The 13268-nt window shown below is 73.3% G+C and carries 11 protein-coding genes; 6 read left to right on the top strand and 5 right to left on the bottom strand.

The window, feature by feature from the left end:
* Positions 1-92 precede the first annotated feature (92 nt).
* Entirely contained in the window at positions 93-1055 is a 963-nt protein-coding gene (locus HNP84_RS10815; protein WP_185049481.1) for an anti-sigma factor RsbA family regulatory protein, read from the bottom strand.
* Between the two features lie 61 nt (positions 1056-1116).
* Entirely contained in the window at positions 1117-1953 is an 837-nt protein-coding gene (locus HNP84_RS10810) for a DMT family transporter (protein WP_185049480.1), read from the bottom strand.
* 86 nt (positions 1954-2039) lie between these two features.
* Between HNP84_RS10810 and HNP84_RS10805 the strand changes: the two genes are divergently transcribed.
* The 4 genes from HNP84_RS10805 (at position 2040) to HNP84_RS10790 (ending at position 4612) form a co-directional block, all read left to right on the top strand.
* On the top strand, positions 2040-2615 hold the full coding sequence (locus tag HNP84_RS10805; protein ID WP_185049479.1) for a helix-turn-helix domain-containing protein: 576 nt from the start codon (positions 2040-2042) through the stop codon (positions 2613-2615).
* Between the two features lie 141 nt (positions 2616-2756).
* Positions 2757-3062, top strand: a complete 306-nt coding sequence (locus HNP84_RS10800) for a hypothetical protein (RefSeq protein ID WP_185049478.1) — start codon at positions 2757-2759, stop codon at positions 3060-3062.
* Positions 3063-3127: 65 nt separating this feature from the next.
* Positions 3128-3946, top strand: a complete 819-nt coding sequence (locus HNP84_RS10795) for a polysaccharide deacetylase family protein (protein WP_312924359.1) — start codon at positions 3128-3130, stop codon at positions 3944-3946.
* A 33-nt stretch (positions 3947-3979) separates the two neighbouring features.
* Positions 3980-4612, top strand: a complete 633-nt coding sequence (locus HNP84_RS10790; RefSeq protein WP_185049477.1) for a DUF2461 domain-containing protein — start codon at positions 3980-3982, stop codon at positions 4610-4612.
* A 24-nt stretch (positions 4613-4636) separates the two neighbouring features.
* On the opposite strand, the gene HNP84_RS10785 is transcribed toward HNP84_RS10790, so the two are convergent.
* Together HNP84_RS10785 and typA are read right to left on the bottom strand one after the other, a co-directional pair.
* The gene (locus tag HNP84_RS10785; RefSeq protein WP_185049476.1) at positions 4637-5263 is read right to left on the bottom strand and encodes a DUF6879 family protein; all 627 of its coding nucleotides are present in this window, start codon (positions 5261-5263) and stop codon (positions 4637-4639) included.
* Positions 5264-6340: 1077 nt separating this feature from the next.
* Entirely contained in the window at positions 6341-8191 is a 1851-nt protein-coding gene (gene typA / locus HNP84_RS10780) for a translational GTPase TypA (protein ID WP_185049475.1), read from the bottom strand.
* 120 nt (positions 8192-8311) lie between these two features.
* On the opposite strand from typA, the gene HNP84_RS10775 reads away from it, so the two are divergent.
* Entirely contained in the window at positions 8312-9073 is a 762-nt protein-coding gene (locus HNP84_RS10775) for an alpha/beta hydrolase (RefSeq protein ID WP_185049474.1), read from the top strand.
* A 149-nt stretch (positions 9074-9222) separates the two neighbouring features.
* Positions 9223-11388 (top strand): phosphate acetyltransferase, encoded by a 2166-nt coding sequence (pta, locus tag HNP84_RS10770; protein WP_185049471.1) that lies wholly within the window; start codon positions 9223-9225, stop codon positions 11386-11388.
* A 365-nt stretch (positions 11389-11753) separates the two neighbouring features.
* Here pta and HNP84_RS10765 read toward each other — a convergent pair whose 3' ends face one another.
* Positions 11754-13190 (bottom strand): aldehyde dehydrogenase, encoded by a 1437-nt coding sequence (locus HNP84_RS10765; protein WP_185049469.1) that lies wholly within the window; start codon positions 13188-13190, stop codon positions 11754-11756.
* Positions 13191-13268 lie beyond the last annotated feature (78 nt).

Raw genomic sequence — 13268 nt, 5'->3', positions numbered from 1 at the left:
CGCCCGTCGCCACGCCGGCCGGCGCGCCGGTGAGCCCGGTCGGCACTGCCCCGGCCTGGGGCAGCGCTGCCCCGGCCCTGACCTGACCTCGGTCAGCCGCGCCGGGGCAGGAACATGTGCAGCCGCACGCGCAGCACGCCGTCGGCCGTACGCGTCTCGACCAGGTCGCAGAGCTGGCGGCTGATCCACAGGCCGTAACCGCGCGGCGACTCCGGGCGGGGCGGCAGGTAGCCCGGCAGGGGCACGTCGAGCTGCCCCGCCGGGTCGGCGATCTCGCAGATCAGCTCGTCGTCGTCGGTCCACAACTGGACGGTGCCGTGGCCCGCGCCGTGCTCCACGGCGTTGGCCGCGATCTCCGAGGCGCTGAGCACCAGCGAGCCCGCGGTGTCGCGGTCGAGCCCCGCGCCCGTCGCGGTCGTCTCCACCAGGTGCCGCATCTGGGTCAGCTCGCGGGAGGTGAACCCGGCCCGCACCGCCGAGCCGGGCGGGTCGCGGAACGGCTGGTCGTCGCCGTTGACCGAGAACTGCCGCGGTGGCACGTATCCGGGGTTGGGGCGTGGCCCGGAGGAGCCCTCCAGCAGCCACGGGTGCGCGCACAGCGCCTGCTCCAGCACCTCCGGCGGCGTCGTACGCCGGTCGAACAGGCACATCGCCACGATCGGCGCGCCCTCGAAGGCGATGTTCAGCGCCGCCTCGTAGCGCAGCCACTCGCGCACGTCGCGCTCGTCGCGCCCGGCCCAGACCGGCTCGCCGACGAACAGGGCCTGCCGCTTCGCCCACGGCTCGGCGTACTCGTGGTACGCCGTGAGCGTGCGCGCCGGATGGGTGTACCAGGTCGAGCGCAGCCGCCGGTCGATCCGCCGCGCGTCGGGGCCCAGCCGCTCGGCCAGCAGGTCCAGGTTGGCCTGCCCGGTCACCACCAGAGTGTCGCGCCCCTCCTTCAGGGCGTCGCCGACCGCGGGCAGCACGAGATCCAGGTAGGCGTCATCGGAGCCGTACAGCGCAGCGATGTGCGCGAACGACCCTGACGCGAAAGTTGCCCGCTCGGGCTGCACGGGCACGAACGTAACAAGGTCCCCCCGATGCTGACAACGCCGGGCCGGGCGGCGGCGGCCGTCAGGCCGTCGCGATCAGCCCCACGGCGACCAGCGCGGCCACCACGCCGGCGATCTGCACCGGGTGCAGCCGCTCGCCGAGCACGTACCTCGCCAGCACCAGGGTGCTCGCCGGATACAGCGACACCAGCACCGCGACCAGACTGAGCAGGCCCTGCTGGGCCGCGAACAGGTAGAGCACGTTCGCCGCCATGTCCAGCACGCCCGCGGCGGCGATGACGCGCAGCGAGCCCCGGCCGGGACGCAGCGCCCTGCGGGTGGCCAGGGCGAGCAGCACGACCACCGTGATCGAGGCGACCCTGGCGCCGAGCAGCGGCCACAGGCCGGTGCCCTGGGGCGCGTGCGAGAGCAGGATGAAGAAGCCGCCGAACCCCGCGCCCGACACCAGCGCGGCCAGCAGCGGCGCCAGGGTGCTCCGCGACGCGCCGGCGGACGGGTCGCGGCTGACCAGCAGCACCGCCGTGATCGCCACGACCACCCCGGCCAGCGCGACCGGCTCGGGCCGCTCGCCCACCGCCAGCCCGTACGCCACCGGCACCGCGGCCGACATGGTCGCGGTGGCCGGCGCCACCACCGACATCACGCCGTTGGCCAGCGCCCAGTAGAACAGCACCAGCCCGGCCGCGCCCGCGAGCCCGGCGGACATGCCCCACAGCAAGGCGCCGGGCGAGAACGAACCGGGCAGCACGGGCAGCAGGGCCAGTACGAACGCGAGCCCGGCGAGCTGCGACAGCGCCACCACGGCGAACACCTGCGACCGTTTGGTGGCCAGGCCGCCGAGGAAGTCAGCCGTGCCGTACACGACGGCGCAGGCCGTGGCCAGGACCACAGCGGTCACGGAGTCCTCCAGGGTTCACTGGATTGCCCTGTTAGTACAACAGAAGAGTGCAATATAGTGCAAATCAGTTTCACTAGACTGCACCCATGCCGGAACCGGGTACTCTCGCCGCCGCCATCGCCAACAACGTGCGCGCCCAGCGCGCCCACCGCGGCCTCACCCTCGACGAGCTGGCCGCCCGCTCGGGCGTGAGCCGGGGCATGCTGGTCCAGGTCGAGCAGGCGCGCACCAACCCCAGCGTGAGCACCCTGGCCCGCATCGCCGACGCCCTGGGCGTGACCGTCGCCCGGCTGGTCGAGGTCGCCGACACCCCCGTCGTACGCGTGGTGCACGCCGAGGACGTCGTGACCTTCACCCACGGCCCCGGGAGCGCCCGCCTGCTGGTCGGCACCGACGCGCCCGCCATCCTGGAGCTGTGGGACTGGCGCCTCGGCCCCGGCCAGCACCACGACGGCGACGCCCACCCGCCGGGCACCCGCGAGATGCTCACCGTCCTGGAGGGCGAGCTCACCCTGACCGTCTACGGCGCCACCCACGTGATCCGCACCGGCGAGGCCGTGCTGTTCAGCGCCGACCGCCCCCACGTGTACGCCAACACCGCCGACCGCGACCTCAGGTTCATCATGGTCGTCACCGAACCGGCCGCCACCCCCGACCACTGAGCCCCGTTCCGGGCCGGGGAGTTGGGTGGTTACGGTGGGTGGTGATGGGAAGTGCGGCGCTTCGGGGTAGTGCGTAGTGGGGTACACCTCTCGTTGTGCGGTGCGCGGCTTCGGGGCGGGGGTTCACGAGGGGGTTGGCCGATGAGTGAGTCGGCGGCGGCGATAGACAAGCTCAGGGCCGAACTCGTGAACCTGGGGGCGGCCGAGGCGTACGATGTGGGCGACGAGGCCACGCTCTCGGTCTGGATCGGCCTGGTGGTGCGCTACCGCGACGGGTACTTCCGCTGGCGCGAGGGAGCGGTCAACCGGCGGCATCAGGGTAATGATCCGGTCGGATGTGCCGTACGGGTGGCGCGTCGGTATGCGGAGCTGCGCGAGCACGTCCCACCATGGTGGGACGGCCCGGCCGCCGTCCAGCGGGGCGACGCGGCCGAGGCGCATCCGTGACCTGACCCCGCGCCCCGCCCGCGGCCGAGCCTCGTGGGCGGGCCGGCGTGCTTTCAGGGGGAAGCGTGCGGGGAACCCGCGTACGCTCGGCGGCGATGGTGCTGGCCGCGGCGCTCGCGCTGACGTCGTGCGGAGACGCGGGCGCGCCGCCCGTGGACCTGACGCCGCCCGCGCTCGGCATCGAGGGCCGCGCGCTCGCGGTCGCGCTCAGCGCCCAGCAGACCGACGGCGTGGGCACCCGCTCGCCGTCGGCCGGGTTCCGGCCGCGGGCGATCGACTGCTCCCGGCTCAAGTGCGTGGCGCTCACCTTCGACGACGGGCCCGGCGAGTACACCGGGCGGCTGCTCGACGCGCTGGCCGCCTACCGGGCCAAGGCCACGTTCTTCCTGGTCGGCCAGATGGTGACCCGGGAGCGGGTGGGCGACGTGCTGCGCATGGTGGCCGAGGGCCACGAACTGGGCAACCACTCCTGGGACCACGCCCTGCTCCCGGCCCTGCCCCCGAGCCGGATCGACGCCGAGCTGGCCAGGACCATGCGGGTGGTGTACGCGGCCACGGGCGTACGGGTGCGGCTGATGCGCCCGCCGTACGGCTCGACCGACCGGCGCGTCGCCAGGATCACCCGGCGCGAGGGCCTGGCGCAGATCCTGTGGAACCACGACACCTTCGACTGGCGCGACCGCGACCCCGAGCTGATCGCCCGCCGCGCCGTGCGCGCGCGTCCCGGCTCCATCGTGCTGATGCACGACATCCACAAGACCACCGTGCAGGCGGTGCCGCACATTCTGGCCCGGCTGCACGAGCGGGGCTTCGTCTTCGTCACCGTCTCGGAGCTGTTCGGGCGGCATCAGCCGGCCCCCGGCAGACGCTACAGCCAGCGGTGAGAACCGTCGGAGCGGCATGGCAGCATTGGCCCCATGGAATTCACCGGTTTCCCCGACGAGGCGTTCGTGTTCTACGAGGGCCTGGAGGCCGACAACTCCAAGATCTACTGGGGGCGGCACAAGGCCCTCTACGAGCAGGCCGTGCGCGCGCCCATGCTCGCCCTGGCCGAGGAGCTGGCCGGGGAGTTCGGCGAGGTGCACCTGTTCCGCCCCTACCGCGACGTGCGCTTCGCCAAGGACAAGTCGCCCTACAAGACCCACCAGGGCGCCTACGCCGCCACCGTCGAGGGCATCGGCTACTACGTCCAGATCGGGGCCGACGGTCTGCACGTGGCGGGCGGCTTCTTCGCGGGCGGCGCCGAGCAGCTCGGCCGCTACCGTGAGGCCGTGGCCGAGGAGCTGACCGGCCCGGTCCTGGAGCGCATCGTCGCCGATGCCAGGGCGGCCGGCTTCACCATCTCCGGCGACCGGCTCAAGACCCGCCCGCGCGGCTTCCCGGCCGACCACCCGCGCATCGAGCTGCTGCGGCACCGCTCCCTGCACGCCGGCCGGACCTACGAGCCCGAGCCCTGGGTGCACACCCCCGAGGTGCTGCCCCGGGTCCGCGACGACTGGCGCGCCCTGCGCCCCCTGGTCGACTGGCTCACCACCCACGCCAAGCGCTGACGGACGCGCCGCCACTGGGCGCCGTCAGGCCGTGCGGGGCGGGGGCAGGGGGGCGATCTCGCGGGCGAAGTAGGCGCGGAAGTCCTCACCCAGTGCGAACAGCTCCGCCAGCTCCTCCGTGCACACCCGGATCACGTCCCGGTCCTCGATCCGCCGGCCGCCCATGTGGCCGCCGGCGTCGTCGTACAGGATCTCGTACATCACGTCGGGGCCGATGATCAGCAGCTCCGGCAGCGGCCCGTCCGTCTCGACGCCCGCCACGGCCTCCGCGTCCAGCACGCGGATCGTCTCCCCGGCGTCGGTGCGGGCCAGGAACACCTGCATCTCCCACTGCAGGTACGGCGACGGCGGCCGCTCGGCGATCCGCGTGCGGCGCAGCCGCGACAGCGACTGCGACATGGCCCGCAACCCCGGCCGCATCCCCTCGATGAGCTCCAGCGCCCGCCGCCAGTCACCTTCGTGCGCCGCCACCCAGCTCGGCACGTCGGGCTCGCTGAAACTCTGCATCCGCTCCAGCTTCCACAACGGATGGGCGCCGCCCAGCACCCGCGGGATCACCTCGTCGTTGTAGGGCTCTCTCGGGAGCACCCGTCCGGGGGTCTCGCGGACCAGGGGGCCGAGCCGGGTGCCGCGCGCTGTGAGATCCGCCACTTGATGAACTCCTCGCACAGAAGGTGATGATCACCCCCGTCGCCCCCGAGTGCGCCTCCATGCAAACACCCGCCGCAATCCCTGACAAGGCACCCGTCCCGGTGGGCATCGGCCTGGGTGTCGGCCTGGCGCCCCAGGCGGCGGCCGGGCGGCGGCGAGGGCCATCATCGGCGGGGCGTGGGACGGGTCCTGCGGGGGCCGGCGTGCGCCTCCTGTGGGGGCCGGGCTGCGTCGGCTCGCGCGTCCTGTGGGGCACCGGCCTGCGCCGGTCTGTGCCTCCTGTGGGGGCCGGGCTGCACCGGTCTGCGCGTCCTGCGGGGGCCGGGCTGCACCGGTCTGCGCCTCCTGTGGGGGCCGAGCTGCGTCGGCCTGTGCCTCCTGGGGGGCCGCGGCCTGCGCCGGCCTGTGCCTCCTGTGGGGGCCGGGCTGCGCGCCGGCTCGCGCCTCCTGCGGGGCCCGCCTGTGCCCGCCTGGGCCTCCTGTGGGGCCGGGCTGCGCCCGCCTGTGGGGCCGGGCTGCGCCCGCCTGTGGGGCCGGGCTGCGCCCGCCTGTGGGGCCGGGCTGCGCCCGCCTGTGGGCCGGGCCTGCGCCTCCTGTGGGGGCCCGCCTGTGCCGGCCTGGCCCTGCTCGCGGTGGGCGCCAGGATCTCGCCGATGTGCTTTCCGCGTGAGTGGCCGGGCGGCAGCCCTCGGGCGAGATGTGGAGACCGTCCCTGGTAGTGGGCGGACCGGCAAGCGTGCCGCAAGTCGCGGATGCGCGGTGGTCCTGTGGCCGGCCGGGCCGGAACGGCCGGGGGCGGCAGGAGGACCGGCGGTGCGAGGTCCACGCCTCTCGCCGTACCGGCCCGGACCGGGCGGATACGCGAGCAGGACGAACCGGTGAGCCCCGTGGCGGACATCCGAGAGCGCGACGGGACCGGCTCGGCCAGGACGGGCACCCTCGGCTGAAGGGGGGCGGAACACGTCCTGTCCGCTGCCGGAGCAGCCGGGCCCGGCCCGGCCATGCGCGCTCACCCGGTGCGCTGGGCGGCGGGCTTCCTGTTCGTCGCGGGGTTCGGGCGGAACCTGCCGGCCGGCCTCAGCCGCGCTTGGCCCTGGCGGCGGTGCGGGCCCGGGTGGCGGCGTCGAGCACCACCTTGCGGATGCGCACCGTCTCGGGGGTGACCTCCACGCACTCGTCCTCGCGGATGAACTCCAGGGCCTGCTCCAGGGACAACACGCGGGGCGGGATGACCTTCTCGGTCTCCTCCGAGGTGGAGGAGCGCATGTTGGTGAGCTTCTTCTCCTTGGTGATGTTGACGTCCATGTCGTCGGAGCGGGAGTTCTCACCGACGATCATGCCCTCGTACACCTCGGTCGTCGGGGAGACGAACAGAGTGCCGCGCTCCTGGAGGTTGAGCATGGCGAAGGCGGTGACGACGCCGGCGCGGTCGGCGACCAGGGAGCCGTTGTTGCGGGTGCGCAGCTCGCCGAACCAGGGCTCGTAGGAGTCGAAGACGTGGTGGACCAGGCCGGTGCCGCGGGTCTCGGTCAGGAACTCGGTGCGGAAGCCGATCAGGCCGCGGGCGGGCACCACGAACTCCATGCGGATCCAGCCGGTGCCGTGGTTGGTCATGTGCTCCATGCGGCCCTTGCGGACGGCCAGGAGCTGGGTGACCGCGCCGAGGTACTCCTCGGGGCAGTCCACCGTCAGGCGCTCCACGGGCTCGTGCAGCTTGCCGTCGATCATCTTGGTGACGACCTGGGGCTTGCCGACGGTCAGCTCGTAGCCCTCGCGGCGCATCTGCTCGACCAGGATGGCCAGCGCCAGCTCGCCGCGGCCCTGGACCTCCCAGGTGTCGGGCCGGTCGGTGGGCAGGACGCGCAGCGAGACGTTGCCGACCAGCTCCTTGTCCAGGCGGTCCTTGACCATGCGGGCGGTGACCTTGGAGCCCTTGACCTTGCCCACGAGCGGGGAGGTGTTGGTGCCGATCGTCATCGAGATGGCGGGCTCGTCCACGGTGATCAACGGGAGCGGGCGCGGGTCGTCGGCGTCGGCCAGGGTCTCGCCGATCATGATGTCGGGGATGCCGGCGATGGCGATGATGTCGCCCGGCCCGGCCTCCTCGGCGGGCTTGCGCTCCAGGGCGTCGGTCATCAGCAGCTCGCTGATCTTGACCTTCTGCACCGAGCCGTCGGTGCGGCACCAGGCGACCTGCTGGCCCTTGCGGATCGAGCCCTGGTGCACCCGGCACAGCGCGATCCGGCCGAGGTAGCTGGAGGCGTCGAGGTTGGTGACGTGGGCCTGGAGCGGGGCCGACGGGTCGTACACCGGGGCCGGGATCGTCTCCATGATCGTCTGGAACAGGGGCTCCAGGTCGGGGGAGTCGGGCATGGTGCCGTCGGCGGGGCGGTTCAGGCTGGCGCGGCCGGCCTTGGCCGAGGCGTACACGATCGGGAAGTCGATCTGCTCCTCGGTCGCGTCGAGGTCGATGAACAGCTCGTACGTCTCGTCCACCACCTCGGCGATCCGCGCGTCGGGGCGGTCCACCTTGTTGATGCACAAGATCACCGGCATCTTGGCCGCCAGCGCCTTGCGCAGCACGAACCTGGTCTGCGGCAGCGGCCCCTCCGAGGCGTCCACCAGCAGCACCACGCCGTCGACCATGGACAGGCCGCGCTCCACCTCGCCGCCGAAGTCGGCGTGGCCGGGGGTGTCGATGATGTTGATGGTCACATCGCCGTGCCGGACGGCGGTGTTCTTGGCGAGAATGGTGATCCCCTTCTCGCGCTCCAGGTCGTTGGAGTCCATGACCCGGTCCTCCACGTCCTGGTTGGCGCGGAACGCGCCGGACTGCCAGAGCATGGCGTCCACCAGCGTGGTCTTGCCGTGGTCAACGTGCGCGATGATCGCGATGTTCCGCAGGTCGTCGCGGCTGTTCAAGGGCATGATGGAGTCTCGCTCTGCGATCGTGGAGGCCGGCCGCCGACTGTGCGGCCCCCAGTATTTTAGGCGATCCCGGGCCACCCCGCCGACCTGCGCCTTCTGCGCTCTCGTAGGCTGATCTCCATGTCACTGGCTCCTCACTTCCCGGTGACGCTGCGCACCAAGGACGGCGTGCGGATCGACGCCGCCCACACTCCCTCGCGCGGCGCCCCCGACCTCGGCATCGTCGTGGGGCACGGGTTCACCGGCGGGTGGCGCGAGCGCACCACGCGCCGCATCGCGCACGTCCTGAGCGGGTTCGCCGGGGTGCTCTGCCTGGACTTCCGCGGGCACGGCCGGTCGGGCGGCCACACCACGGTCGGCGACCTGGAGGTGCTCGACCTGGACGCCGCGGTGCGGCACATGCGGGTGACCGGCTACTCCAGGGTCGCCTCGGTGGGGTTCTCGATGGGCGGGGCCGTGGCGGTGCGGCACGCGGGGCTGCACGGCGGCGTGGACGCCGTCGTGTCGGTGAGCGCCCCCGCCCGCTGGTACTACCGCGACACCCGGCCGATGCGCCAGGTGCACTGGGCCATCGAACGTCCGATCGGCCGATTGGCGGCGCGGATCGCCAAGCGCACCCGGATCGCCCGCGGCCGGTGGGACCCGATCCCGCTGGCGCCGTACGAGGCGGCCACGCTGGTCACCCCGGTGCCGCTGCTGATCGTGCACGGCGACTCCGACGCCTTCTTCCCGCTGGACCACGCCGAGCAGTTGTTCGAGTCGGCCAAGGACCCCAAGGAGCTGTGGGTGGAGCGCGGCTACGGCCACGCCGAGACCGCCGCCACGCCGGAGCTGATCCGGCGGATCGGGGCCTGGGTCGGCGCCGCCACCGCGGGCGCCTGAGCCCCGCGCCCCCTGCCGGGAGATGTCCGGATATCGGGCGGCCGTGGCGGCTTGAAATCATGAGGACTGGTTGATTACGGTCAGAACGGTGTCGGCTACTCTCCGGCACTGGCGTCTCCCCCCGGTTCACATCTCGATCGGGGGCGACGGTGCGAGGCATCTTTGTGGCGGGACTCGGGCGCGGCGACGGCCACGGGCTGGTCGAGCTCGGCCTTACCGAGCTGCTGTCCAGGAGGGTCGAGCGGCTGGGGGTCTACCGGACGATCGCCCGTGAGGAGCGCGCGGCCGGCCCGCCCGGCGCGTACGCCCCGCGGGACGAGCGCGACGCCGACCGCGAGCTCGACGCCGGGTTGGAGCTGATCCGGGGGCGCTACCGGCTGAGCCGGGTCGTGGGCGGGATCAGCCCGGCCGAGGCGGCCAGGATCGGCGAGGACGAGCTGCTGACCCGGCTGGCCGACGGCTGCGAGGCCGTGGTGGACGAGTGCGACGCGCTGCTGGTGTTCGGCGGGCACGGCGCGGGGCCGGGCGGGCTGGGGTTCGACGCGCGGCTCGCCGCCAAGCTGGGCGTCCCGGTGGTGCTGCTGGCCGGCGGCGGTGCCGCCGCGCCGCCCGGCCGGGTCGTGGAGCGGGACAAGGCCGTCGTGAAGGCCGGGGCCGCCGTCAGGCCGGCGCGGACGGGCAGGACGGCCGAGGAGATCGCGGCGGAGCTGCGGGCGGCGTACACGCTGTTCTCCGACGCGGGCTGCACGGTCATCGCGGCGATCGTGAACCGGGCCCGGCCCAACCTGGCGCTCGACGCGGGACTGCCGGTGCCGTGCTACGTGATCCCGGAGAAGCCCGCGCTGGCCGCGCCGACCGTGCGCCAGGTGGCCGCCGCCGCGCGCGCGGCGCACATCCAGGGCGACGACGACGGGTTGCAGCGCGACGTGCTCGGCTTCGTGTTCGGCGGCGCCACCCTGTCGGTGTTCCTGGAGCACCTGACCGACGGCGCGTTGGTGATCACGCCCGGCGACCGGGCCGACGTGCTGCTCGGCGCGATGGCGGCCGACATGGCGGGCACCGCGCAACCGGCCGGGGTGATGCTGACCCTGGGCGAGCGGCCCTCAGAGACGGTCCGGACGATCACCGCCAAGCTCGCGCCGCAGATCCCGGTGCTGTCCACGGCGGCCGACAGCTTCTCGGTGGCGTCGATGCTGAGCGGCCTGGAGGGCGGGATCACCCCGGAGGACCACCGCAAGGTGGAGTCGGCGCTGGGCCACTTCTCCGCGCACGTGGACGCCGCCGCGCTCGCCGGGCACATCGAGCCGACCCGCTCGGAGCGGGTCACGTCCCGGATCTTCGAGCATCTGATCGTGCAGCGCGCGGTGGCCGACCGCAGGCACATCGTGCTGCCCGAGGGCGAGGACGAGCGGGTGCAGCGCGCCGCGGACATCGTGCTGCGGCGCGGCATCGCCGACGTCACCCTGCTCGGCCGCCCGGACGTCATCCGGCCCCGCGTGCACGCGCTGGGCCTGGACCTGCACGACGTGCGGGTGCTCGACCCGCTGACCTCCCCGCTGCGCGACACCTTCGCCGAGCGGTACGCCCTGCTGCGCGAGCACCGCGGCATGACCCCGCGCCGGGCCCGCGACATCATGGGCGACCCGAACTTCTTCGGCACGATGATGGTGCACGCCGGGGTCGTGCACGGCATGGTGTCGGGCGCGGCCGGAACCACCGCGGCCACGATCCTGCCCGCGTTCCAGGTGATCAAGACGGCCCCGGGCACGCCCGCCGCCTCCGCGGTGGTGTTCGCCTGCCTGGCCGACCGGGTGGTGCTGTTCGCCGACTGCGGGATGCACGCGATGCCCGGCGCCTCCGAGCTGGCCGACATCGCGATCTGCACCGCGCGCACGGCGAAGCTGTTCGGGGTGGAGCCGCGGGTGGCGATGTTGTCCTACTCCAGCGGCCCGGCGGGCGCGGGCGGCGACATGGAGCGGGTGCGCGAGGCGACCGAGCTGGTGCGCTCGCGCGCGCCCGAGCTGCCCGTCGAGGGCCCGATGCGGTACGACACCGCGATCGACGGCGCCCGCGCGGGGCGCGACCCGGAGGGGTCGCCGGTGGCGGGCCGGGCCACGGTCCTGGTCTTCCCGGACGCCGAGATCGCGGCGAGCGCGTGCCGGGCGGTGCGCGGGGCGCCGGGGACGGTCGCGTACGGGCCGGTGCTGCAGGGCCTGCGCCAGCCGGTCAACGACCTGGACCGGGACGCCACGGTGGGCGACATCGTGGACATGGTGGCGATCACGGCGGTGCAGGCGCAAGCGGTCGCGCTCTGAGCCGCGGACCCCTGCCCGAGCTGCGGAAACACGCTCCAGGGAACGTTCCGGGCCGGAAACACAAAGAAATATCGCGATATCTCCGAACCAACCGCGAATAAGGGTCGTCTACCAGAAGCGGATGGATCGAAACCACCGGGAGAGTTCCAGGGGAACGAGGCCGGGACCGCTCCGGCCCGATGGGACATCCTTGGTGTGGTCCTGAAGCGGTCCAGCGTCGCGGGGGCGCGCTGGGAGCGCTGATACGACCATTTCCGTTCCGTCCGGCGGCGCGCGGTGACCGCGACACAGCCCGCGCGCCGCCCCGGGGACCGAACCGGGCCGCCGCACCCCCGCGCGGGTGCGGCGGCCCCGGCGCCCGCGCCTCAGCCGAGGCGGGCGATCGACTTGTACTCCAGGTACCCCGCCAGCCCTTCCGGCCCCAGCTCCCGGCCGAGGCCGCTGGCCTTGTAGCCGCCGAACGGGGTGGACGGTTCCAGGGTGTTCATCATGTTCACCCCGTACGTCCCGGTGCGCACGCGCCGCGCGATGTCCATGCCGTGCTCGGCGTCCGCCGTCCAGACGGTGCCCGACAGGCCGTAGTCGCTGTCGTTGGCGATGCGGACGGCGTCCTCCTCGTCGGTGTAGGGGATCACCGCGAGCACCGGGCCGAAGATCTCCTCCCTGGCGATGCGCATGTCGTTGGACACCCCGGCGAACACGGTCGGCGCCACGTACCAGCCGCGGTCGTGGGGCCGCTCCAGGCCGCCGACGACCGGCTTGGCGCCCTCGTCGATGCCGATCTTGATGTAGCCCTCGACCCGGTCCTGCTGCCGCTTGGCCACCATGGGGCCGATGCCGGTCCCCGGGTCGGCCGGGTCGCCGACCACCTGGCCGGAGACCATGTCGGCGACGGCCTGGACGACCTCGTCGTACCGGTTGCGGGAGGCGAGGATGCGGGTCTGCGCCACGCACGCCTGGCCGTTGTTCATCAGCGAGGCGATGGACAGGAAGCCCATCGCCGCGGACAGGTCGCAGTCGTCCAGGATGATCGCCGCGGACTTGCCGCCCAGCTCCAGGCTGCACCGCTTGAGCTGCTCGCCGCAGATGGCGGCGATGCGGCGGCCGGCGGCGGTCGAGCCGGTGAAGGCGACCTTGTCGATGCCCGGGTGGGAGACCAGGTGCTCGCCGGCCTCGCGCCCGGCGGCCACGATGTTGACCACGCCCGCCGGGATTCCGGACTCCTGGATCATCTCGGCCAGGAGGTAGGAGTCGAGCGGGGTCTCCGGCGCGGGCTTGATCACGACGGTGCAGCCGGCGATGAGCGCCGGGGCGAGCTTGGTCATGATCACGAACTGGGGGACGTTCCACGGCACGACGGCCGCGACGACGCCGACGGGCTCGCGGCGTACGGTGACCGGGCCGAACAGGCCGGGGCGCTGCTCCTCCACCTCGAAGGTGGCGCCCAGTTCGGCGTAGTACTTGAGCATGCCGAGCGGCTGGGGCGCCTGGGCCATCCGGGAGAACGTGATCGGCGAGCCCATCTCGGTGGTGATCAGCTCGGCCATCTCGCCCTGGCGGGCCTCGTACAGCTCGGCGAGCCTGCCCACGACGGCCGCGCGCTCGGCCATGGTCATGCGGGGCCAGGGCCCCTCGTCGAAGGCCGCGCGGGCGGCGGCCACGGCGCGGTCCATGTCGGCGGGGGTCCCGTCTGGCACCCGGCCGACGACCTCCTCGGTGTGCGGGGAGATGACGTCGATCGTCGCGGTGCCCGCGGGGGCCACCCAGTCGCCCCCGATGAACAGCCGGTCGTGCTGCAGCATGTCTCCTCCTGGTCGGGCGGGCCGGGCCGGTTGGTTGACCGAATGCTTGCTTGTTTGACTCTGCCGCCAGTCTCGTCC

Source organism: Thermocatellispora tengchongensis, from assembly GCF_014202315.1.
GTDB classification, from domain to species: domain Bacteria; phylum Actinomycetota; class Actinomycetes; order Streptosporangiales; family Streptosporangiaceae; genus Thermocatellispora; species Thermocatellispora tengchongensis.
Note: the sequence above shows the minus strand (reverse complement) of the source record. Positions and strands in the feature narration are given on the sequence as shown.